19 protein-coding genes and 1 riboswitch are annotated in these 22,108 nt (G+C 32.6%); of the genes, 5 read left to right on the top strand and 14 right to left on the bottom strand.

Translation table 11 applies throughout. The annotated features are described in order from the left end of the window. Nucleotides 1-45 precede the first annotated feature (45 nt). A riboswitch (SAM riboswitch) is annotated at nucleotides 46-156 on the bottom strand. Between the two features lie 149 nt (nucleotides 157-305). Next, entirely contained in the window at nucleotides 306-2,918 is a 2,613-nt protein-coding gene (locus QO190_RS08020) for a glucosidase (RefSeq protein ID WP_371462339.1), read from the top strand. 46 nt (nucleotides 2,919-2,964) lie between these two features. On the opposite strand, the gene QO190_RS08015 is transcribed toward QO190_RS08020, so the two are convergent. The 5 genes from QO190_RS08015 to QO190_RS07995 all read right to left on the bottom strand — a co-directional run bounded on the left by QO190_RS08015 (nucleotide 2,965) and on the right by QO190_RS07995 (nucleotide 8,653). Next, entirely contained in the window at nucleotides 2,965-4,224 is a 1,260-nt protein-coding gene (locus tag QO190_RS08015) for a DUF2851 family protein (protein WP_371462337.1), read from the bottom strand. A 66-nt stretch (nucleotides 4,225-4,290) separates the two neighbouring features. Continuing rightward, a complete protein-coding gene (gene bshA / locus QO190_RS08010; protein ID WP_371462335.1) occupies nucleotides 4,291-5,430 on the bottom strand; it encodes an N-acetyl-alpha-D-glucosaminyl L-malate synthase BshA in 1,140 nt (379 codons plus the stop codon). Nucleotides 5,431-5,457: 27 nt separating this feature from the next. Continuing rightward, entirely contained in the window at nucleotides 5,458-6,060 is a 603-nt protein-coding gene (locus QO190_RS08005; RefSeq protein ID WP_371462332.1) for a hypothetical protein, read from the bottom strand. Between the two features lie 7 nt (nucleotides 6,061-6,067). Continuing rightward, nucleotides 6,068-7,756: a glycoside hydrolase family 3 protein gene (locus QO190_RS08000; protein ID WP_371462330.1), complete on the bottom strand. Its 1,689-nt coding sequence runs from the start codon at nucleotides 7,754-7,756 to the stop codon at nucleotides 6,068-6,070. Between the two features lie 126 nt (nucleotides 7,757-7,882). Further along, nucleotides 7,883-8,653 (bottom strand): PHB depolymerase family esterase, encoded by a 771-nt coding sequence (locus tag QO190_RS07995; protein WP_371462328.1) that lies wholly within the window; start codon nucleotides 8,651-8,653, stop codon nucleotides 7,883-7,885. A 106-nt stretch (nucleotides 8,654-8,759) separates the two neighbouring features. Between QO190_RS07995 and QO190_RS07990 the strand changes: the two genes are divergently transcribed. Together QO190_RS07990 and deoD are read left to right on the top strand one after the other, a co-directional pair. Continuing rightward, nucleotides 8,760-9,275, top strand: coding sequence for a hypothetical protein (locus QO190_RS07990; protein WP_371462326.1), 516 nt, complete (start codon nucleotides 8,760-8,762; stop codon nucleotides 9,273-9,275). 153 nt (nucleotides 9,276-9,428) lie between these two features. Beyond that, a complete protein-coding gene (gene deoD, locus QO190_RS07985) occupies nucleotides 9,429-10,136 on the top strand; it encodes a purine-nucleoside phosphorylase (RefSeq protein ID WP_371462324.1) in 708 nt (235 codons plus the stop codon). Between the two features lie 49 nt (nucleotides 10,137-10,185). Here deoD and ribA read toward each other — a convergent pair whose 3' ends face one another. The 9 genes from ribA to QO190_RS07940 all read right to left on the bottom strand — a co-directional run bounded on the left by ribA (nucleotide 10,186) and on the right by QO190_RS07940 (nucleotide 17,494). Then, nucleotides 10,186-10,785 (bottom strand): GTP cyclohydrolase II, encoded by a 600-nt coding sequence (gene ribA / locus QO190_RS07980; protein ID WP_069800620.1) that lies wholly within the window; start codon nucleotides 10,783-10,785, stop codon nucleotides 10,186-10,188. Nucleotides 10,786-10,810: 25 nt separating this feature from the next. Beyond that, a complete protein-coding gene (locus tag QO190_RS07975; RefSeq protein ID WP_371462322.1) occupies nucleotides 10,811-11,263 on the bottom strand; it encodes a hypothetical protein in 453 nt (150 codons plus the stop codon). A gap of 2 nt (nucleotides 11,264-11,265) precedes the next feature. Beyond that, complete coding sequence (locus QO190_RS07970; protein ID WP_213197418.1) at nucleotides 11,266-11,877, bottom strand: DUF4254 domain-containing protein; 612 nt, start codon at nucleotides 11,875-11,877, stop codon at nucleotides 11,266-11,268. A 1-nt stretch (nucleotide 11,878) separates the two neighbouring features. Continuing rightward, the gene (locus tag QO190_RS07965) at nucleotides 11,879-12,073 is read right to left on the bottom strand and encodes a twin-arginine translocase TatA/TatE family subunit (protein ID WP_104794158.1); all 195 of its coding nucleotides are present in this window, start codon (nucleotides 12,071-12,073) and stop codon (nucleotides 11,879-11,881) included. Between the two features lie 31 nt (nucleotides 12,074-12,104). Then, nucleotides 12,105-13,646: a peptidoglycan DD-metalloendopeptidase family protein gene (locus tag QO190_RS07960; RefSeq protein ID WP_371462320.1), complete on the bottom strand. Its 1,542-nt coding sequence runs from the start codon at nucleotides 13,644-13,646 to the stop codon at nucleotides 12,105-12,107. Further along, nucleotides 13,643-14,437: a DUF4292 domain-containing protein gene (locus tag QO190_RS07955; protein ID WP_371462319.1), complete on the bottom strand. Its 795-nt coding sequence runs from the start codon at nucleotides 14,435-14,437 to the stop codon at nucleotides 13,643-13,645. Before QO190_RS07955 ends, QO190_RS07960 begins: the two co-directional genes overlap by 4 nt. 104 nt (nucleotides 14,438-14,541) lie before the next feature. Beyond that, complete coding sequence (locus QO190_RS07950; protein WP_371462318.1) at nucleotides 14,542-15,567, bottom strand: sugar phosphate nucleotidyltransferase; 1,026 nt, start codon at nucleotides 15,565-15,567, stop codon at nucleotides 14,542-14,544. A gap of 38 nt (nucleotides 15,568-15,605) precedes the next feature. Further along, on the bottom strand, nucleotides 15,606-16,046 hold the full coding sequence (gene dut, locus QO190_RS07945; RefSeq protein ID WP_371462317.1) for a dUTP diphosphatase: 441 nt from the start codon (nucleotides 16,044-16,046) through the stop codon (nucleotides 15,606-15,608). Then, entirely contained in the window at nucleotides 16,043-17,494 is a 1,452-nt protein-coding gene (locus QO190_RS07940; RefSeq protein ID WP_371462316.1) for a lipopolysaccharide biosynthesis protein, read from the bottom strand. Before QO190_RS07940 ends, dut begins: the two co-directional genes overlap by 4 nt. A gap of 171 nt (nucleotides 17,495-17,665) precedes the next feature. Here QO190_RS07940 and QO190_RS07935 point away from each other — a divergent pair, with 171 nt between their 5' ends. Continuing rightward, complete coding sequence (locus QO190_RS07935) at nucleotides 17,666-19,000, top strand: dihydroorotase (RefSeq protein ID WP_371462314.1); 1,335 nt, start codon at nucleotides 17,666-17,668, stop codon at nucleotides 18,998-19,000. Nucleotides 19,001-19,082: 82 nt separating this feature from the next. Continuing rightward, nucleotides 19,083-22,010, top strand: a complete 2,928-nt coding sequence (locus tag QO190_RS07930; RefSeq protein WP_371462312.1) for a M16 family metallopeptidase — start codon at nucleotides 19,083-19,085, stop codon at nucleotides 22,008-22,010. The last annotated feature ends 98 nt before the right edge of the window (nucleotides 22,011-22,108 follow it).

Below are 22,108 nucleotides of genomic sequence, written 5' to 3'. Positions count from 1 at the left end.
AAATGAAATGCTATAAGAAAAGTTGAGGGACTCAACTGTTTTTATGTGTTATCTATCCCAAAAATGAGTAGAATGTAGCACCTTTTCTCGTTTCAGAAACGCGATAGGTTGCCAAGGTTTCACAGAGTCTAATCTCTCCACCTTTCTTGATAACATTTCGATTGTATGAAAGAACAAATCTTTTGCAAAGCTATATCATTTTTTTCACAATAAGAAATTGTCATTGAAAAAATTAATCTAAATGAAATTTCATAGTTTTTATTTTTTTCTACCTTCGCATCATGTTATTTTAAAAAATAATGGTTATGAATGCTGAAAAACAACGATTACAAGATATAAATTACAGAACTTGGGGACCTTATGTTAGCAATAGACAGTGGGGAAACGTAAGAGAAGATTATTCCTTTGATGGAAATACATGGGGAGCAACTGGTCATGATGATGCAGAAAGCAGAACTTACAGATGGGCAGAAGAAGGAATTGCGGGAATTTCTGATGACAAACAACGTTTGTACTTCGCTTTTTCTTTTTGGAATAAAAAGGATAAAATGGTCAAAGAACGTTTCTTTGGATTGAGCAACCATCAAGGAAATCATGGTGAAGACATTAAAGAAATTTTCTATTATTTAGACAATACGCCTACTCATTCTTACATGAAAATGGTGTACAAATATCCGCAGAATGCCTTTCCTTACGAAGATTTAATCAAGACAAATGCAGAACGAAGCAATAAGGAAACAGAATATGAAATTATAGATACAGGAATTTTTGACCAAAATGAATATTTCGATATTTTTATAGAATATGCCAAAATTCACCATGATGATATTTTAATCAGAGTTACCGTCACCAACCGAAATACAGAAAAAGCACCTTTGGTGATTTTGCCCACACTTTGGTACAGAAATAATTGGAGTTGGGGGTATAATTCTTATAAACCTAATTTTACAACGCGCCATCGTGGTCAAATAGAAATAGAACATGAGAGTTTGGGCATGAAAAAACTTTATTCTCGTGACAAATCCGTGAAAATTCTTTTCTGCGAAAATGAAACCAATACCGAAAAATTATTCGGAAAAAAATCTGAAAATAAATACTTTAAAGATGGAATTAACCATTATATCGTTCATCAAAAAAACACGGTGAATCCTAAAAAGTTCGGAACTAAAGCGGCTTTTGTAATCGATACGGAATTAGAAGGTGGAGAAACTAAAACTTTTGATTTCAGAATGTCTCCTCATAAAATGGAGAACGCTTTTTTTGATTTTGATGAGGTTTTTGAAGTAAGAAAAAAAGAATCTGATGAATTTTATGACGAAATTCAAAAAGATTTTAACTGCGAAGATGAAAAAAATGTGCAGCGACAAGCTTTTGCAGGATTGCTTTGGAATAAACAATTTTATCATTATAAAGTTGGAAAATGGTTAAATGGAGACCCAAATTTCCCTGTGGAAAGGAATTTTGAGCATCATGTAAGAAATGTAGAATGGAAACACATGAATTGCAAGGACATTATTTCTATGCCAGATAAATGGGAATATCCGTGGTTTGCAACGTGGGATTTAGCCTTTCACTGTGTGAGTTTTAGTATTTTAGACCCAGATTTTGCCAAAAATCAATTGCAGTTATTGACCAAAGAATGGTACATGCATCCTAACGGTCAGCTTCCAGCGTATGAATGGGATTTTTCAGATGTCAATCCGCCAGTTCACGCATGGAGCACTTTTAGAGTTTTTAAAATCGATGAAAAAATCAATGGAAAACCAGATATTCATTTCTTAGAAAGTGTTTTTCAGAAATTATTGCTCAATTTTACGTGGTGGGTAAACCGAAAAGATAAAAATGGGAAGAATGTTTTCGGAGGTGGATTTCTTGGATTGGATAATATTGGTGCTTTTGACAGAAATATGCAGTTCAAAAACGGAGAATATCTAGAACAAGCTGATGGAACTTCTTGGATGGCGATGTTTGCTCTGAATATGATGAGAATTTCTATGGAATTGGCACTGTATAATCCAGTTTATGAAGATATGGCGATTAAATTTTTTGAGCATTATCTCTACATTGCAGAAGCCATGGAAAATCTTGGCGAAGGAAAAAATGGACTTTGGAACGAAGAAGACGGATTTTTCTATGACGTATTGCAACTTAGCGACGGAACTGGAATTTCTCTAAAATTAAGAAGTATTGTAGGTCTCATTCCGATGTTTGCGGTAGAAGTAATAGAACACGAAATGCTTCAAAAACTGCCTAATTTTACCGAAAGAATGGACTGGATTCTAAAAAATAAACCCGAACTAGCCAAATTGGTTTCGCATTGGGATGTAGAAGGAAAAGGCAGAAAACATCTCATGAGTATTTTGAGAAAAACGAGATTGACTAAAATTCTGAATAGAATGTTAGACGAAAAAGAATTTTTAAGTGAATTTGGAATTCGTTCGATGTCAAAGGTTTATGAAAAAAATCCGTTTCAATTAGAAATTAATGGCATCAATCACGTTGTGCATTATACGCCTGCCGAAAGTGATAGTCGAATGTTTGGCGGAAACAGCAATTGGAGAGGTCCGATTTGGTTCCCGATTAATTTTTTAATTGTAGAAAGTCTTCAGCGATTTTATTTTTATTACGACGAAAGTTTGAAAGTGGAGCTTCCTACCGGAAGTGGAAATTTCCAAAATCTAAATTATGTAGCAGATCATTTGAGTCAAAGATTGTGCAATATTTTCTTACCAGATAAAGACGGAAATCGTGCTTTTAATGGGAATGTAGATAAATTAAACCATGATGAACATTTCAAAAATTACGTGATGTTCTACGAATATTTTCATGGAGATAATGGTCGTGGAGTAGGCGCTTCTCACCAAACTGGCTGGACTTCTACCGTTGCCAAATTATTACACCCGAGATTGAAAAATTAGATTTTTTGATTTTCATCCTTTAAGATTGAGGTAAAAAAGTCAAAAATTAATCTTTTAAAATTTTCAAGCCAATACTACAATTCAAGCAGTTTTTGTATGAACATAAATGTTTATGATGATACAAAAACGCTTGGGTTTCTAATGCTGAACTAAATTTTACGTTCAGTTTTTTCCATGAAGAGATGATAGAATTTTTTTCAGGGCTTAAATTTTTGTAAAATTCTAAAACTTGGTCAGTTTTTTCGGGATTTATATTTTTAAAATACGTGTAAATAATAGGCAAAACTGCATTGATGAGAAGAATTTCTATGAAATCGTCAGACAATTTTTTCTCTATTTTTTCTTCGGAAGCTTTTTCGAACGTGTAGTGATTTTCCCAAAAATCTGAAGTTTTTACTTTTTCGAAAAGGGATTTTAATTCCTGAATATTTTTAGCCTTTAAAATTTTAGAAAATAAATTGGGCTGAAGATGATAAAGCGTCGCCAACTGAGAAAGCCGAATCGTAGGAAAAGAAGGAGGCATTAACCGCATGAATTTTACTGGAAAAGTTTGTTCTGAAATTTTAAATTTTATTTTCAAAAATTCAAATTCTCTCTTCCATTTTTGATTTGTTTCGGTTTCTTTTTCTAATATATTTCCTTTCCCAAAAAGTAAACTTTCTAACTGAAATTGATTTTGTGAAATCTTTTGAATGATTTTAAAATCAATGTTTTCTGCAATATTTTGATAAATTTCTGCATTTACTTTTAATCCAAAACTGTAGGCTAGTTTTTGAAATAAAACGGCTTCGTAATTGTTCTTTGATTGATTTAAAAGTTGGTCAATTTCTATAGATTTTTCGTCTAGTTTTTTGAGTAAAGTCTCTTCTGAAAAAAGAAAAGGAACTTTAGAAGCATCAAAGATGCTTTCGCAAGGAATGAACTGATATTGGTTTTCTAAAGTTTGATATTTGGCAAGAATTCCCTTGTTAATGTAATCTTTTAGTTCTAAAGTAGGAATTCCGGCTTCTTTAAGTTCAGAAACATCTGTGTCATTAAAATAAACAATATGTAGAATTACTGATTGATAGTCTTTTTGAAGGTCATGATTGTGAAAATACCAGTCCGAAGATTTCACATGAATTTCTATGTTTCCTGCTAAAACGATGTTTTTCGTTTTAATTTTTGCCAAAGAAAAATCAGGTCCAGAATTGGTGTTCAATGTTCCAAAATCTAGAATTTCGATTGGGTTTTCATCGGTGTCTTTGAAGTCAAATTTGGAAAATATCTTATATTTCCAAAGATATTGGAGTAAATTTTCGTTCATGGTTGGTTAGTTTTTTAGTTTTATTTCCCGCAGATTTACTTTTTGTAGAATCTGCGAGAATGATTGTTAAGCCATTTTATGAAATTCTTCTAGCGTTTCTTCATACATTTTTTCATAAATCGGAAGAATATTGACTAAGTCAAATTCCAATGCTCTTGCTTTAGCTTTTTTCTTGATTTCTGCGAGAAGTTTATCGTCTGAAAGCAATTTTATCGCATAACTTGCCATGGCTTCTACATTTCCTACTTCTGCTAAAAATCCGGTTTCTCCCTGAATGTTTACCTCTGGAATTCCACCTGCATTACTCGAAATTACAGGCGTTTCTGCTGCCATTGCTTCCAAAGCTGCCAAACCGAAACTTTCTTGTTCTGAAGGCAATAAAAACACGTCTGCAAACTTCAGAATTTGATATAAATTATCTACTTTTCCGAGAAGTTTAATTTTGTTGATGAGGTGAGGATTTTCATTGATAAATTCATTGATGACTTCTACATCTGGACCGTCTCCCAAAATCAATAATTTAGATTTTACCGATTTTTCAACTTTGTTGAAAATGTCTAAAACATCTTTAATTCTCTTTACTGGACGAAGATTGGAAACGTGAATTAGAATTTTTTCATCTACATTGGCAAAATGATTTCTTTGGCAAGTTTTTAAATCTTCAAATTCTGTATTGTCGATGAAATTGGTGATGACTTCAATCTCTTTGGTGATTTTAAAAAATTTCAAAGTATCACTTTTCAAACTTTCAGAAACCGTAGTAATTTTATCTGATTGGTTGATTGAAAATTCTACCGCATGTTTGTAACTTGGGTGTTGACCAACCAAAGTGATGTCTGTTCCGTGAAGTGTGGTAACTAACGGAATATCAGCGTTTTCTTCTTTTAGCATTTGCTTGGCGAAAAAAGCAGCATAGGCATAAGGAATGGCGTAATGTGCATGTAAAATATCTAATTTGTACAATTTCACCACTTGATAAATCGTGGAAGAAAGTGCAATGTCAAACGGTTGATGTTTGAACAAAGGATAGGTTTGTACATTTACTTTGTGAAAGAAAATGTTTGGGTCTGTCATGTCTAATCTTGCAGGCAATTCAGAGGAAATAAAGTGCACTTCATAACCTTTTTTGGCAAGAGACATTCCGAGTTCTGTGGCTACGATTCCGCTACCACCGTATGTTGGATAACAAAGGATTCCTATTTTCATTTTATTTTTTGTGAAACGATTACGTTTCTAATTATTTTGTATTAAAAGTTTATCATCAAACCAAACATCTTCATATCCATTTTTATCAATTAGAAACCTAAAACCTGGTTCTAGTCCTAAATAATCAATAATTTTTGGATAAATTTCTAATAAATGTTCGGCACAAATTGGTTTAAAAAAGTCTTTATTTTCAGAGTATTCACCAAACCAAATATACCAACCAGAAGTGCCTTTTTCAGAAGAATGTCTTAAACCATTAATAGGTTCTAAATTGTGATTTTCTGAAATTCCCACAAATAATTTTTTGTTAAATGGTTTCCATTCAGAATTATATTTTTCACAAATTTGTTTTTGAAAATGGATATGATAATTCCAACTATTGCTAGAAAGTAGTTCATCATTTCCATTAAGTAATTTTTCTTTCCATAAAATCATATTCTTCTTATTAATTTCAAAATTTATGATTTCATTGTCCCATTGAAAAATAATTTCGTCAACTATTTCGTCTTCAAAACTAATGTCTTCATCAAAAACATTTTCAGATGCAAAATTTAAAATATCATACTTGTCAATTTCTCCATTGATAAATTGATTACAAATTTCTATTAATATTTTTCTTGTTATTAACACTTTTAAATTAATTTAAATCTATTCCGCTTCCTGCTTTCAAATTTTCATTAACAATTACAGGCAATTTTCCGGAAACTTTTGTTTTTCCTAAAACCGCTTTTGCAGAAGCTTTCATAGACAAATCATTGTTTTCATAACTTACCAAAACCGTAGAAATTTTAGAAATATCAACATCTTTCAAAGCGTAAGGCGAACCAAAAACATCTAAAATTACATTTTGTTTTTTGCTTAATTCTGCTAAAATGTCTTTGCTTTCCTGTGAAATTTTATACGGTTTATAAGCCGTAGAATTGTCTTTGTGAAAACCAACAATCACCGTAGAATTTTCAGGAATTTGAGCAATTTCAGTTTTTGAAATAACTTTTACTGTAGTTCCTAAATTTAAATTTTCTACAAAAGTCTGAAACGGCGCTTCTTCCAAAGGAAGGTAATAATAGGTTTCGCTGCAACTTAAAGGCAAAAGATTTTTTTCGTCTTTTAACAAAGTTATTGCGTTGGAATATAATTTTTCTGAAAGTTCTGCGTGAGAAGCGTTGTTTAAATCTTCATTAATATTTTCAGGATTTATGGATTTTAAATTTTGAAGTCCCAATAAATATTTTGTTTTCAGAATTTTCTTTACACTTTCTGCAAGACGGTTTTCGGTGATTTCACCTTTTTCTAAGGCTGATTTTATCAAAGCTTTTCCGTTTGGAACGTCTTGTGAAAAAAGCATGATGTCATTTCCCGCTTTGAAAGCTCTCAAATCTAATTGACCTGCAGGAAATTTCTTCGCTACAGCATTCATATTCAAAGCATCAGTAATAATTAAACCATTGTATTGATAAGATTTTTTGAGCAAATTGGTAATGACTTCATAAGAAACAGAAGCAGGAATTCCCGATTGTTTTTCTAAAGCTGGAACATATAAATGTGCAACCATAACTCCGCCAATTTTTTTATCAAGCAAAGCTTTGAAAGGAGCTAATTCCACAGAATTGAGTCGCTCCAAATTGTGCGAAACCACTGGTAAATCTAAATGAGAATCTGTATCTGTATCGCCATGACCAGGGAAATGTTTCATAGAAGCGAGAACACCATTGTCTTGCAAACCTTGTGCATAAGCCAAACCTTTGGCAATCACATTATTGATGTCTGACCCGAAACTTCTGTTGCCAATAATAGGATTTGCAGGATTGGTATTCACATCTACAACTGGCGCGAAATCCCAATAAATGCCCATTCTTTTACAATCTTCAGCAATTTTGGAAGTCATTTCATAGATGACAGAATTGTCTTGAATGGCTCCTAAAGTCATAGCCCAAGGAAATTTATGCGCGGCTGGAAATCTTTGGAACAATCCCCATTCTCCATCAATGCCAATCATCATTTTTACTCTAGATTTCCCTTGAAATTCATTCAGCAATTGGATGTGTTTTTCGGCGTTGTCTTGCATGAGAATCAATCCACCAATTTTTTCTTTTTCTACGAGATTTCTAATTTTCTGAATTTCTTCTTCGCCACGATTATTGTACAAAGCTACAATGTATAATTGTCCTATTTTTTCGTCTAAAGACAATTGTTGATACAGAGAATCAGCATATTTTTCGGCTTTTTGCTCTAAATTTTTCGGAGCGTTTTTGGGAAAATATTGTGCCGAAAGATTGGCGAAAATTAATATGAATAAATAAGTGAATATATTTTTGATGAATTTCATAAAAACAATGTTATTCAACAAAAATACAAACATATTTTTGTGATTGCTATAGAAATAATGTATTTCTAAAATTTTAAATCATTAAAAGTTAAGAATTAGCTTAGAATTAAGCCTTTTTTGAATCAATTATTTGTGATTTCGTTTCAAGAATTCTACCATTTTGGGAATGGAATTTTGTGGAAATTCGTGTCCTGCATTTCGGTCTTCTATGATGATTTCCTTGTTTTCAGAAGTTTTATAAGTTGTTATTTCGCCTTCTGTTTGTGCTGTGTTTTCATTGGCTTCAAAGAATTTTAGATATTGCTTGGAAGAAAATTTTTGAATTTTATAAGGCACGATTTTATCATTTTTTCCAAAACTGATCCAAACGTATTTTTGAGGAGCTGTTCTTAGCCAAACTCCACCAGGACCAGCAACAGTAACGAATGCAGCAAATTTTTCTGGTCGCATTTTCCATAAAACATTTACAAATCTAGAACCATTAGAATGACCAACTGTATAAATTCTATCAAAATCAAGGTTGTATTTTTTAGAAATTTGAGAAAAAACTTCATCAAAAAACTTCACATCTCGGTTTTGTAATTCGTCTGGATTCATTTGCCAACCGTTGTATTTTCCTTCTTTATCAACTAAGGAATTGGTAACTCCGGGAATTCCTTGCATATAAATGACTAACGCTTCGGGGAAATTTTGATGAAAATTAAGATTTTTACAGGCGTGTTTCGCATTCCCACCATGACCGTGAAAAACAAAAACCACTGGAGTTTTTTCTGAATTTATTTTGGGCTCAAAAAAAATTGCTTTTCTTTCTACGCCATTAATTTGATAAAATTTTTCAGTTTGAGCGAATAGTTTTATGCTGAAAATCAATAAGAAAACGATGATTGTGTTTTTCATTTTAAAAGCTTTGATTCTTTGATGAAAATTAAACAATAAAGTTAAAAATTTATTTTGGCACGCAACTTGGAATGTAAAAAGCATCAACCAACAAATAATTACTGATATGAAAAAATATTTTACTTTAATGGTTCTTGCGATTTTCGGAGGATTATTGATGATGAGCTGCGAAATGAACGAAGTGGTAGATAGAGATATTCAAGATAATGATACGTATCCTGTGATGAAGGATGTAACGGGAACTTTTAGTTCTACTAACAATTATGCCTTAGATCAGGCGATTGATATTCCTTCTTCTGATGTAGTTTTAGTGTATAGAAATATCAATTCTAACAGCTCAGCAAGTGCAATTTGGCAACTTTTGCCTAAAACTTTTTACTTGAGCGATAACAGAGAATTAGATTACAACTTTATTTTTGATACAAAAAGAGTTCAAGTAAGAACCGAAGCTAATTTTGACCAATCTACCATGACAAGTACAGAAAGAGCTACTTATCTTAACAATCAAACGTTTAGAATTGTACTGGTTCCAGCTTCTAGAGCGAATAGAAATGCCTCACAAGTAAATTACGAGGATTATAATGCAGTAGTGAAATATTTTAACTTAAAAGAACCAAAATAATCACTAAATCATTCAAAACCATCCATATATTAATTTTTTACATAAAAGAAATCCTAGCAAAATGAATTGCTGGGATTTTTTGTTGGGTAATAAAAATCAGATTTTTTTCCCACAAAAAGTTCTTACCTTTGTTGTCCTTTTAAAATTAAAATTATGAGTGTTCACATCAGTGCCAAAAAAGGCGAAATTGCAAAAACGGTATTACAGCCAGGAGATCCTTTAAGAGCTAAATACATCGCAGATAATTTTCTAGAAGATGTAAGATTGGTAAGCAAGACCAGAAATATTTTTTATTTTACAGGTTTGTATAAAGGAAAAGAAATTTCTGTAGGAGCAAGTGGAATGGGAGTGCCAAGTATTGGGATTTATTCTTACGAATTATTTACAGAATATGATGTAGATACCATTATCAGAATTGGGACTTGTGGTGGTTATACTACAGATCTTAATGTTTTTGATCTAATTAATGTAGATGGAGCAGCAAGTGAATCTACTTATGCTAAATTTGCTTGGGAAATGGATGAAGAAATCATGTATCACCAAGGAAAAGCCTTTGATGTAATTAATGAAACGGCTAAAGAATTAGCTCTTGAAACTAAAGCGGCAAATATTCACACCAGTGATGTTTTCTACAGAAAAACACCAGGAATTCCTGCAATTGCAGAGAAATATAATTGTCCAGCAGTAGAAATGGAAGCTTTCGCACTTTTTGCTAATGCCAAACATTTAGGGAAAAATGCAGCAACGATTTTGACGGTTTCAGATATTATTCCAACAGGTGAAGAAATTTCTGCTGACCAAAGAGAAACTGCTCTTAGAACCATGATGACTCTGGCTCTAGAAAGTGGAATTAAACTTTAAAAAGTTCAAATAGATACTAAAAACGCTTCGAAATTCTCGAAGCGTTTTTTTATTTTTCTGTTTCGTCATCTAGAAGATGCCCGAAATATTCTTTTTTAGTTTTCAGATATTCTTTGCTGTTTTCATTAGCCTCCATCTGAAGTGGAATTCTTTTGTTGAGATGAATTTCGCTGTTTTCTACGAATTTAATTTTATCAGGATTATTCGTCAAAAGATTGATTTCTTTTACGTCTAATAATTTTAAAATTTCAATCGCAACATTAAAATCTCTATCATCTGCAGGAAGACCTAATTGAAGATTCGCTTGAACGGTATCTAATCCTTTTTCTTGTAATGCGTAAGCTTTGAGCTTATTGATAATGCCAATGTTTCTACCTTCTTGGCGAAGATAAACGATGATGCCTCCGTTTTCTTGAATAAATTTCATGGCTGCATCTAACTGCTGACCGCATTCACATTTTTTAGAATGGAAAACTTCTCCAGTAATGCATTCTGAATGAAAACGAACATTAATAGGTTTAGAAAAATCTGTATTTTCTGCCACCAAAGCGATATGAGGCATCCAGTCTTTTTCGCTATCAGAAAAAGCCATTACTCTAAAGTTTCCAAAATCGGTAGGAACTAATGATTCTGCCTGTAATGTTATCATCTAATTTTTTATGTAAAGATAAGATTTACTTAGATTCTGTACTATCGAAAGAATCTATAAGACTAATGTTTGTTTTGATTTTAGCCAAATATCTATTCAGTAATTCTAAATCGTCTTTCGGAAGACTCGTTTTCAGTGTCTGAATTGTTTTATAAGAATTGGAGTAGTTGTTGTAAGCCTTAGTTTGTTCCGCTTTGTTATTCTGTTTGATAGAATAAATGTAATCAGAAATATGCAGTTTCATTTTATAAATTTCTGCATTGAGTTTTTGATTTTTAAAAACTGGAAATTCTGTAAGCGTATTAGTGATTTCTGAGAGATAACTTACTCTTTCCATAGATTTATACGTCTGTTCAGAAAAACTAGTTTGGGTAGAATAACTCGAAAAACTATTAGACAAAGGAGATAAATTTACTTTTTCTACCGAGCACGAAGTCAATAGAAGCAAGGCGAAAAGTAAATTTATTGTATTTCTCATTTTTATGAATTAGATTTTTGATAAAGGATAGGGTTAAGACTTTCGTCATTATACATTTTCATTTGTTTGTATACCTTCATCTTAACATCGCCGTTTTCTATATCTAAAAGTAATTGATCAATCGCTTGGCTTAAATCTTCTTTCTGCTCTAGAAGTACATTGAGTTTTTCTGTACATTTTGCTCTATGTTCTTCTGTAGCAGATTCTCTAGTAGCTTCTTGGTTCATGTGGTACACTTTCAGAACGAGAATTGAAAATCTATCAATTGCCCAAGCTACCGTTTCTGTATTGATTTTAGCGTCTGATTTAGGCGTAATATTTTGATATTTTTGAAAAAAATAACTGTCAATATATTCCACCAAATCAGTTCTTTTTTGGTTAGAAGCATCAATTGTTCTTTTCAATTGTAGTGCTTCTACCGGATCAATATTTTCGTCTCTAATGATATCTTCTAAATGCCATTGTACGGTATCTATCCAATTCTTAGTATACAAAAGATGTTCCAAACTGCCATTTTCGAATGGATTATTGATGGGAAAGTCTACATTATCATGTAAATGATAATCTTCAACAGATTTGTTGAAGATATTCCATGCGTGTTCGGTAAAAGACATGTTAAGAAGGATTTTGAGATTTATCTTCTGGTTTTTTTTCGTCTTCTTTTACAGCGTCTTTAAATTCTTTAATTCCGCTACCAACTCCTCTCATTAATTCAGGGATTTTTTTACCTCCGAAAAGTAATAAAAGTACTACAGCAACAATTAGCATATGTTGCCAAGAAAGTGATAGTATAATAATTGGTGAAATCATTTTTGAAAATTTTTACAAAGGTAAGGATTTTTTAATACGAAACCCAATCTAATGGATTAACTGGATTGGCTCCATTCCAAATTTGAAAATCGAGGGCAAAATTCCCATCAAAATCAGTTCCGATACTTCCAATGGTGGTTCCTGCAGAGACTTGTTGGTTTTTGGCAACGTTTACATTATCCAAGTTTCCATAGATACTGAAGTAGTCTCCATGTTTAACCAGTACTGTTTTTGCGCCTCCACTTACCAAAATGTTGCTCACAACACCTGGGAATACGCATCTTGCTTTCGTTCCGTTTGGAACTACCACTTTTATTCCGTTATTTTCAATAGTAATTCCTTTGAAAACTGGGTGCGGTTGTCTGCCAAATCTTTCGGTAACCTGTCCAGAAGGAACAGGGAAAGACATTTTTCCTTTATTTGCTGCGAAGTTGCTTCCTGCGGTAATTGCTCCCACTCCGAAGTCTTTCATTTTTTTCTCTTCTACAGCTGCTTTTTCTTTATCTGTTTTATCTGCTAATGCTTTTGATGCATTTCTAGCTTCATCAGCTTTTGCTTTAGCGGCATTTGCTTTTTCTTCAGACTCTTTTTTCTCTTTTTCTGCTTTAGCTATTTTTTCTGCATCATTTTTTTCTTTGGCAACTCTTTCTGCTTCTGCTTTTTCACGGGCTAGTTTTGTAGCTTTTCTTTCTTCTTCTTCCGCTTTTTTCTTCGCAAGAGCAAGAGCATCAGCTTTCGCTTTATTCTCAGCGTCTATTTTTGCTTTTTCTTTTTCTGCTGCAATTTTTGCTAGTCTTATTCTTTCTGCTTCTGCTTTTTTATCTGCTTCAGCTTTAGCTTTAGCCGCTTTTATCTCTTCATTGATGAGATTTCTGATGGCATTTTCTACCTTTTTATTTTCGGCTTGCTTGGTTCTAAGTTCTCCTACCAGTTTTGCCTCGTTTTTCTTAAATTCTTCTAAAAGTACTTCTTTTTGTTTTCTTTCTACTTGAATTACAGCGAGTTCTTGTTTTTGTTTATTAAGAAGGTTTTCTTTTTCTTTTACAGATTTTTGCTTTAAACCGATGGATTTTTTGATTTGAGTAGCTTTTTGATTAATCTCAGCAGCTTTTTTATCTTGATATTCTCCGTATTGCTTGATGTATTGAACTCTTCTCAATGCTTCTCCTAAATCTCTGGAAGAAAGAATGAAAGTAACTTTGTTTTGAACACCTTTGTTTTTATATGCTTTTACTAGAATATCAGCATATTCTTTACGAAGAACTTTCAGTTCACGGTTAAATTTATTGATTTCTAACTGACGGAGGTAGATGTCATCTTCTATGAATCTTTTCTCTTTCTGAGTGTTATTATAAACTCTTTCTCGGAGCGCAATTTTTTTATTGACATCATTAAGGTAAGCAAGAGATAATTTTGCTTCTCCTCTGGCTTTTGCAAGAGTAGCATTAATGGCAGCAATTTGTTTTTTGAGCTCTGAATTTTGTTTTTGCAGTTGTTCTTTTCTTCCTTGTTGAGAAAAGAAAATGCTAAAGGCTAGTAATCCTAATAATAAACTCAGTTTCTTATGCATCATTTAATTTCTGTCTTTGTATAATTAGTAGGAATGGAAAAAGGAGTTTCCATCTTCAAAAATTCAAATTTCGTATTTTCTATTAAAATTTGGTCTGTTTTCTGTGCTTTTATAATTATTTTAACACTTTTTGGGAGTTTTTGTGAACCGAAAATTTCATAATCATTATAGCTCACTTCTAGGCTATTATTGTTTTTAATGTCTTGTAAAAACACCTTTTTCAAAGCCAATTCAGGAGAATATTCTAGTGAAGTTTTGTACTCACTTGTTTTGCCATTTACCGTGATAATTTGGTTTTTAGCAGAATTTAGCACATAACCGTTTTCATTTTGCAAAAAGGTATAATCTTTTTCATTGACAGGAATAAAGGTTTTACCCAAAAGTAAATTTTGTAAAGCTCTGTAATCTATGAAATTAACTTTCAAAAGATTGTTGATATAGTCAAAATTAGAATCAATATACGTCTTATTTATCTTTTCGTAGGCTTTGATTCCGGCAGGTGTAATATTAGCTCTTGCTTGAGACATGAAAAGGAATGAAAAATTTGCCCAAATTTGTTGGTCATTTTCTATATAAAATGTTCCATCAATAGTTGGGATAAATCTGTCTGTCTCTGCATTGACTTTGCTGGTGATTTTTAAACTTTCAAAAGCATCTTTTTTAGTAATTGTTTCGAAAAAAGCTTTATTAGAACTTACATTTTCTGTAATAATGGGAGTTTGTTCTACGATTTTTCTTGCTTTACAAGATAATAAAGCTAATGATGAAAGAAGGATAAGTATATAATTTTTCATATTTTATGATTGTAAATGTTACTTGTGGAAGAACATTACAATTTTAACGCCAAACCACACAAAATGTTTTGTGTGGTTTGGTTATTTATTTGATTTATAGCAGATTAATCATTTCCTTTTGATAAAAAATCTAGCACCGAATAATCTCCTAAGGAAATTTCTCTAGAAACGCCAAAGTATTGTGCATGGCTACCAATCATAGAGTTACTTAAATTACCATGATTGATGACCGTTTTCTCTTGAATCAAAGAATTTTCGATATTAGAATTTTCTATGCAAGTTCCGTTTCCTAAAGAAACATAAGGCCCGATTTTAGAATTTTTAATTTTTACATTTTCCCCGATAAAACATGGCGGAATGATAAGGCTGTTTTCTATTTCTGCTGTTGCTGGGAAATTTGCAAATTCTTCTTTTTCGTATTGAAGGATTTTACCATTGGTTTCTACGGTAGCATTTTTATTTCCACAATCCATCCAATCATCTACTTTTCCTAGAGAGAATTTAGCTCCTTTCTGGCGAAGGTTCTCGAGAGCTGTCGTTAATTGATATTCACCACCTACTTTTATATCATTACTCATGATATAATTAATTTCTTCCATCAATTTTTCTGCTGATTTGAAATAATAAATTCCAATAATCGCTAAATCAGAAACGAAAGTTTGTGGTTTTTCTACAAAGTCAGTGATGAAACCATAATCGTCTAATTTTACAACACCAAAAGCAGATGGATCAGCTACTTTTTTAACCCAAATTACCCCATCAGAATTGGTATCTAGTTTAAAATCGGCACGGAAAAGGGTATCCGCAAATGCTACGACTACGTCTCCTTGCATAGATTGTTCTGCGCATTTTATAGCGTGAGCTGTTCCTAGAGGTTCGTCTTGCGTATAAACGCTTCCTTTTGCTCCTAGTTTTTCTGCAATTTCTATTAAAGATTGTTCAACTTCTGGTCCAAAATCTCCTATGATAAATGCTATTTCATCTATGTTTTCGCCAGCTACTTTTGCTATATCTTCTACTAATCTTTGTACAATCGGTTTTCCTGCAATAGGAATTAATGGTTTAGGAACGGTAAGTGTGTGTGGTCTTAGTCTAGAACCACGTCCAGCCATTGGAACTATTATTTTCATAGTTTAATTTGGTTTAAAATTATTTGTGTTTTTAATTGTTATTTTTTTGCGACTCCAGAACTGCCAAAACCACCTTCTCCGCGTTCTGTTTCTTCTAAAGTGTCTACTTCTTCCCAAGTTGCGGTTTCGTGTTTAGCAATTACCATTTGAGCGATTCTGTCGCCATCATTAATGGTAAATTCTTCGGCCGATAAATTTACTAAAATTACTCCAATTTCTCCGCGATAATCAGCGTCTATTGTTCCTGGAGTATTGAGAACGGTAATTCCGTTTTTTAGAGCAAGACCACTTCTAGGTCTTATTTGTGCTTCGTAACCTTCTGGAAGTGAAATGAATAAGCCTGTGCTGATTAATCTTCTCTCTAAAGATTTCAGCGTGATGGGTTCAGAAATATTAGCATATAAATCCATTCCTGCAGAAAGTACAGTTTGGTATTTTGGTAAAGCGTGTTTTGATTTGTTGATTACTTTTATGGTCATCTTTTTAAAATTCTTTTGATAATGGCTTGTTCCTTAAAGGCTACGAAACCGATGAATAATGCTAGAAATAAGTTTCCTACAATATAATTGGTTCTAAAATAATAAAACGAAATCATAGAAAGTGAAACCGAAATGACGAGATAAAGGATTACTTTCCCCGTGTTATAAGGAATAGGATATTTTATTCTTCCCCAAATGTAGGAAATTACCATCATACTCGTGAAGGTTACTAATGCAGCGGTTGCACTTGCCCAATATCCATATTCTGGAATAAAAAGTACGTTAATAAGCACTGTAATTGCCGCTCCTATGATAGAAATATATAAACCTACTCTGGTCTGGTCTGAAAGTTTGTACCAAATAGAAAGGTTAAGATAAATCCCTAAAAATAAAGCACCTAACATCACCATTGGAATGATTTCTATGCCTTCATAATAAAGCGGATTTCTCAAATATTTTTCAGAAATCCATTGAAGATTTACCATTAATCCCATGTAAATCAAACAATTACAGATCACGAAAACGTCCATCAAAACTGCATAAGTTTTGTGATTGTTTTTATCTTTGAAACTGCTGAAAAAATAAGGCTCAATTCCTAATTGATAAGCTTGTCTGAAAACCGTAATAAAAGTGGCGATTTTGTAAACAGCACCATAAACTCCAATCTGATGACGTGCTTCTTTATCAGGAAGTAAGTATTTAAGAAACTGTCTGTCAAGGGTTTGGTTTACAATTCCAGCCAAACCTGCAATCATTACTGGCCAAGAATAATTCATAATTCTTTTCCAAAGTTGAAAATCAAATTTTTTAAAGCTGAAATTCACAAATTCTTTGCCTACAATGGCTAAAGTCACAATACTTTGTACCAAATTAGCAATAAAAACGTAACCTACCCCAATTTCTGGATTATATTTTAGTCCAAGAATTCCCTCTGGAAATTTAGGCAACCATTTGATGAAAAATACCACTAAAAAAAAGTAAACCAATGAACCGATTACTTTAGAAAGCATATATTGGATAGGTCTTCCTTCTAATCTTAAAACTGCTGAAGGAATGGTAGAAAACGCGTCAAATGATAAAATAAATAAGAAAATGACCAAAAAATTCACTTGGTCTGGCGTTTCGAAAGCGTTCGCTAATTCTTGTCTGAAAACATATCCTAAAATCAAATAAATGAACCCTACAGAAAGAATGCTAAGTGCAGTAGTAGAGATTAAGGTTTTTTTGTCAATATCATCTTCTTGCGCAAAACGAAAAAACGAAGTTTCCATTCCGTGTGTTAAAAAAACCGTAATAACTCCAGCAATAGAGTACCAATCTACAAATGGTGAAGATGCAGCTGGCCCAAATGCTCGCGTAACGATAGGAGCGATAAGAAAAGGAAAAATCCTTACTAATACTGAACTTAAACCATAAATGGCGGTTTGTCCGAATAGTTTTTTATACAATTTTTTAGCGTTTTTAGATTGCAAAAATAACTATAAGATTTGGGATTTGGGATTTTAGATTTACGAATTTTTCATAAACCTTAGAATTGAACTTTTACACCTTCACAAAAACCTAAATTTCTTTGGCTTTCCTCAAAAGTTAAATTAAATTTGTAAAAATCTAAAAGTAAAATGAAAACCTTAATCAAAAACGCTGAAATTGTAAATGAAGGAAAGATTTTTAAATCTGATGTATTGATTGAAAATGATTTGATTGCAAAAATTTCCTCAACTATTTCCGAAGAAAATGTAGACAAAATTATTGACGCAGAAAATTCTTTTCTTATTCCAGGTCTGATAGACGATCAAGTGCATTTTCGTGAACCGGGATTAACTCATAAAGGCGATATAGAAAGCGAATCAAAAGCTGCAATTGCAGGTGGAGTTACCAGTTTTATAGAACAACCGAACACCGTTCCCAATGCGGTAACGCAAGAACTTTTAGAAGAAAAATACAAAATTGCTTCGGAGAAATCTTACGCCAATTATTCTTTTTCGATGGGCGGAACCAATGATAATTTAGAAGAAGTTCTGAAAACCAATCCAAGAAATGTAGCGGCCATTAAACTTTTTTTAGGCTCTTCTACAGGGAATATGTTGGTAGATAATCCCGAAATTTTGGAAGAAATCTTCTCTCAAGTAAAAATGCCGATTTGTGTGCATTGTGAAGACGAAGCGACCATCAGAAAAAATACAGAAATCTATAAAGAACAATACGGAGAAGATATTCCTGTGAAATTTCATCACTTAATCAGAAGCGAAGAAGCGTGTTATCTTTCAAGTTCAAAAGCAATAGAACTCGCCAAAAAAACTGGCGCGAGATTGCATGTTTATCATCTTTCTACTGCTAAAGAAATGGAACTTTTCCGAAATGATATTCCGTTAAAAGAAAAAAAAATCACCGCTGAAGTTTGTGTGCATCACCTTCATTTCACCAACGAAGATTATGAAACCAAAGGTTCTCTTATCAAATGGAATCCTGCAGTAAAAACTGAAACGGATAAAAATGGACTTTGGGAAGCACTTTTAGATGATAGAATAGATGTAATCGCCACTGATCATGCTCCGCATACTTTGGAAGAAAAATCTAACAAATATTTGAGCTGTCCTTCTGGTGCGCCTTTGGTTCAATATTCTTTACCTGTAATGTTTGAATATTTCAAAAAAGGCAAGATTTCTTTAGAAAAAGTGGTCGAAAAAATGTGTCATAATCCTGCTATTTTATTCGAAATTGAAAAAAGAGGTTTTGTGAAAGAAGGGTACAAAGCAGATTTAGTTCTCATTAATCCTAATGCAGAAATTACAGTCTCTAAAGAAAATATCCTTTCAAAATGTAGTTGGAGTCCGCTAGAAAACGAGACTTTTCACTCAGAAATCACACATACTTTCGTGAATGGTTTTCTGGCTTATGAAAATGGTAAGGTTTCTCTTGAAAAACACGGAGAAAGATTGCTTTTTGAAAGATAAAATCCTTCCTTTTCAAAAAATATGAATGTTTAAGAAACATTTTTACATTTTTTGCGTCTAATAGAAAAAAAATTAATTCAATATGATTAGAAAGCTTACTTTGGCATTTACTGCAGTATTAGTTTCTGTAGTTGCTTTTGCCCAAAACCAGTTTCAGTGGAAAGAAGCTTCGAGTGGCGGTTACACGTATAAATATGTAACCAATGACCATGCGAAAGCTCGTTTTTACACATTGAAGAATGGTTTAACTGTTATTTTAAGTCCTACGAATAAGGATCCTAGAATCCAAGCGTATGTTGCCATCAAAGCAGGAAGTAAAACAGACCCTGCAACCAATACTGGTTTGGCGCATTATTTAGAGCACATGTTATTCAAAGGAACTGATAAATACGGTTCATTAGATTGGTCTAAAGAAAAAGTAGAATTAGAAAAAATAGATGCTTTATATGAGCAATATAATTCTACTAAAGACGAAGTTCAAAGAAAAGCCATTTATAAAAAAATAGATTCTGTTTCTGGAGTTGCTGCAAAATATGCAATTGCAAACGAGTACGACAAAATGATGTCTGCAATGGGCGCTCAAGGAACCAATGCTTTCACAAGTTTTGAACAAACCGTTTATACAGATGACGTTCCTAGTGCTTCTTTAGATAAATATTTAGCAGTACAAGCAGAAAGATTCAGAAATCCAGTTTTGAGAATTTTCCACACTGAATTAGAAGCGGTTTACGAAGAAAAAAATAGAACGCTGGATAATGACGGAAGAAAAGTTTCTGAAACTTTATTCTCTAATCTTTTCCAAAAGCATAACTACGGTTTACAAACCACCATTGGTACAGTAGAACACCTTAAAAACCCTTCGTTAATAGAAATCAGAAAGTATTTTAATAAATATTACGTTCCTAATAACATGGGAATTATCCTTTCTGGTGACTTCAATCCAGATGAGGTAATTGCAAAAGTGGACAAAGCGTTTTCTTACATGCAACCAAAACCATTTGATAAATACACTTTCCAACCAGAAGATGCGATTACAGCTCCAATTGTAAAAGAAATTGTAGGTCCAGATGCAGAAAATTTAACCATTGGTTACAGATTACCTGGAAATAAAGATAAAGATGCTTTGTTAGCTGACTTAGTTGGTCAAATTTTAACCAACGGAAGAGCAGGTTTATTAGACTTGAACTTGGTTAAAAAACAAAAATTATTGAGAGCTTCAGCTTTCACCTATTCATTAATTGATTACGGAATCTTATATCTTTCTGCTGCGCCAACTTCTGGTCAAAGTTTAGAAGATGTAAAAGCTTTAGTATTAAATGAAATCGAAAACCTTAAAAAAGGAAATTTTGATGACCAACTCATCACTTCTATCATCAATAACATCAAGAAAAACAAAATCTACGAAACCGAAAAATACGGTGATAGAGCTAGTGTTTTGATGGATGCTTTCACTTCAGAACTAGATTGGAGAGACCAAGTTGCGTATGTAAATGATTTGTCTAAAATTAAAAAAGAAGACATCGTAGCTTTTGCCAATAAATATTTTGGTGACAATTATGTAGCTGTTTTGAAAAGAAAAGGAGAATCTCCTGCAACTGTAAAAATTGAAAAACCATCAATTACACCAGTAGAAACCAATCCAGATAAGCAATCTTCATTTGTGAAAACAATAAATGAAATGCCTGCAACTGCTGCGAAACCAGTTTTCTTAGATTACAAAAAAGATATTCAGAAATCTAAATTAGGAAAAGCAGAAGTACTTTACGTTCCGAACAAAGACAATGATATTTTCAGATTAAGCTACCGTTACAAAATCGGTTCTTTGAATGATAAAAAACAAGGTTTAGCTTCACAATACATTCAGTTTTTAGGGACTGATAAAATGACAGCCGAAGAAATTTCTAAAGCATTCTACAAAATTGCATGTAGTTTCAATGTTTCTACAGGAGAAGAATATACTACGGTAAACATTGAAGGTTTACAAGAAAATTTCGAAAATGCAGTGAAATTGTATGAAGAAGTGGTAAATAATGTAAAAGCAGATGACAAAGCTTTAGCTGCACTTAAAGCAAGACTAAATAAAGCTAGGAAAGATGCTAAAGCAAATAAAGGAGCTATTTTACAAGGTTTAACAAGTTATGCGCTTTATGGTTCAGAAAATAAATTCAATAATGTTTTGACCAATGAAGAACTGAATGCGGTAACCGCTCAAGAATTAGTAGACAGAATTAAAAATCTTAATAATTATGAGCAAACAGTAATTTATTACGGGCCAACTCCTGTTTATAACGTTGTTTCTCAGTTGAAAACATTGCACCAAGTTCCTGCAAATTTTGCAGTAGCAGCTCCTGCAAAAACTTTCAAACAAGAAGTTCCTGCTAAAAATCAAGTGCTTTTTGCAGATTATGATATGGTTCAGGCAGAAACCAGATGGATTAGAAATACCGAAACTTACAATCCAGAAAAAACGACGATGGTTAATGTGTTTAATAACTATTTCGGTGGAGGTATGGGAAGTTTAGTATTCCAAACGATTAGAGAAAGTAAAGCTTTGGCTTACAGTACTTACGGATATTATGTGCAACCACAGAAAAAAGACCAAGATTACTATTTATTAGGTTATGTAGGTTCTCAAGCAGATAAATTTAATGATGCTACGGTTGCTATGAACGAATTGCTAACCAAAATGCCAGAATTGCCTAAAAATTTAGAATTGGCTAAAAATCAAGTGAAAAAAGATATTCAGACAGAGAGAATTACTCAAGATGGTATCATTTACAACTATTTAAATGCTAAAAATTTAGGTCTTACTGATGATATTAGAAAGAAAATGTACGAAACAGTAGATAAAATTACGATGGCAGATGTTAAGAAATTCCACCAGAATTATTTCTCAGGAAAACCTTACACTTATGCAATTGTAGCTTCAGAAAAAAGAGTTTCTATGGACGATATGAAAAAACTAGGAGAAGTGAAAAAACTTTCTTTAGAAGAAATTTTTGGATACTAGAAACTTTCAAAATATTTTAAAAAAGACCGCAATTTTGCGGTCTTTTTTGGTGAATCATCTTCTTTACATAACAGATTTTTTTCTCGGAATTTTATAAA

Source organism: Cloacibacterium sp. Arc13, from assembly GCF_041431305.1.
GTDB classification, from domain to species: domain Bacteria; phylum Bacteroidota; class Bacteroidia; order Flavobacteriales; family Weeksellaceae; genus Cloacibacterium; species Cloacibacterium caeni_B.
This window is presented reverse-complemented; position numbering and strand designations above follow the sequence as displayed.

What these genes read in the sequence shown, in the direction of transcription:
- QO190_RS08000 (WP_371462330.1), bottom strand. Translation starts at nt 7,756, where the DNA reads ATGAAATTCATCAAAAATATATTCACTTATTTATTCATATTAATTTTC.
- QO190_RS07995 (WP_371462328.1), bottom strand. Translation starts at nt 8,653, where the DNA reads ATGAAAAACACAATCATCGTTTTCTTATTGATTTTCAGCATAAAACTA.
- QO190_RS07960 (WP_371462320.1), bottom strand. Translation starts at nt 13,646, where the DNA reads ATGATGCATAAGAAACTGAGTTTATTATTAGGATTACTAGCCTTTAGC.
- QO190_RS07930 (WP_371462312.1), top strand. Translation starts at nt 19,083, where the DNA reads ATGATTAGAAAGCTTACTTTGGCATTTACTGCAGTATTAGTTTCTGTA.
- QO190_RS07970 (WP_213197418.1), bottom strand. Translation starts at nt 11,877, where the DNA reads ATGTCTTTTACCGAACACGCATGGAATATCTTCAACAAATCTGTTGAA.
- dut (WP_371462317.1), bottom strand. Translation starts at nt 16,046, where the DNA reads ATGACCATAAAAGTAATCAACAAATCAAAACACGCTTTACCAAAATAC.
- QO190_RS07950 (WP_371462318.1), bottom strand. Translation starts at nt 15,567, where the DNA reads ATGAAAATAATAGTTCCAATGGCTGGACGTGGTTCTAGACTAAGACCA.
- deoD (WP_371462324.1), top strand. Translation starts at nt 9,429, where the DNA reads ATGAGTGTTCACATCAGTGCCAAAAAAGGCGAAATTGCAAAAACGGTA.
- QO190_RS07935 (WP_371462314.1), top strand. Translation starts at nt 17,666, where the DNA reads ATGAAAACCTTAATCAAAAACGCTGAAATTGTAAATGAAGGAAAGATT.
- bshA (WP_371462335.1), bottom strand. Translation starts at nt 5,430, where the DNA reads ATGAAAATAGGAATCCTTTGTTATCCAACATACGGTGGTAGCGGAATC.
- QO190_RS07975 (WP_371462322.1), bottom strand. Translation starts at nt 11,263, where the DNA reads ATGAGAAATACAATAAATTTACTTTTCGCCTTGCTTCTATTGACTTCG.
- QO190_RS08015 (WP_371462337.1), bottom strand. Translation starts at nt 4,224, where the DNA reads ATGAACGAAAATTTACTCCAATATCTTTGGAAATATAAGATATTTTCC.
- QO190_RS07955 (WP_371462319.1), bottom strand. Translation starts at nt 14,437, where the DNA reads ATGAAAAATTATATACTTATCCTTCTTTCATCATTAGCTTTATTATCT.
- ribA (WP_069800620.1), bottom strand. Translation starts at nt 10,785, where the DNA reads ATGATAACATTACAGGCAGAATCATTAGTTCCTACCGATTTTGGAAAC.
- QO190_RS07965 (WP_104794158.1), bottom strand. Translation starts at nt 12,073, where the DNA reads ATGATTTCACCAATTATTATACTATCACTTTCTTGGCAACATATGCTA.
- QO190_RS08020 (WP_371462339.1), top strand. Translation starts at nt 306, where the DNA reads ATGAATGCTGAAAAACAACGATTACAAGATATAAATTACAGAACTTGG.
- QO190_RS07990 (WP_371462326.1), top strand. Translation starts at nt 8,760, where the DNA reads ATGAAAAAATATTTTACTTTAATGGTTCTTGCGATTTTCGGAGGATTA.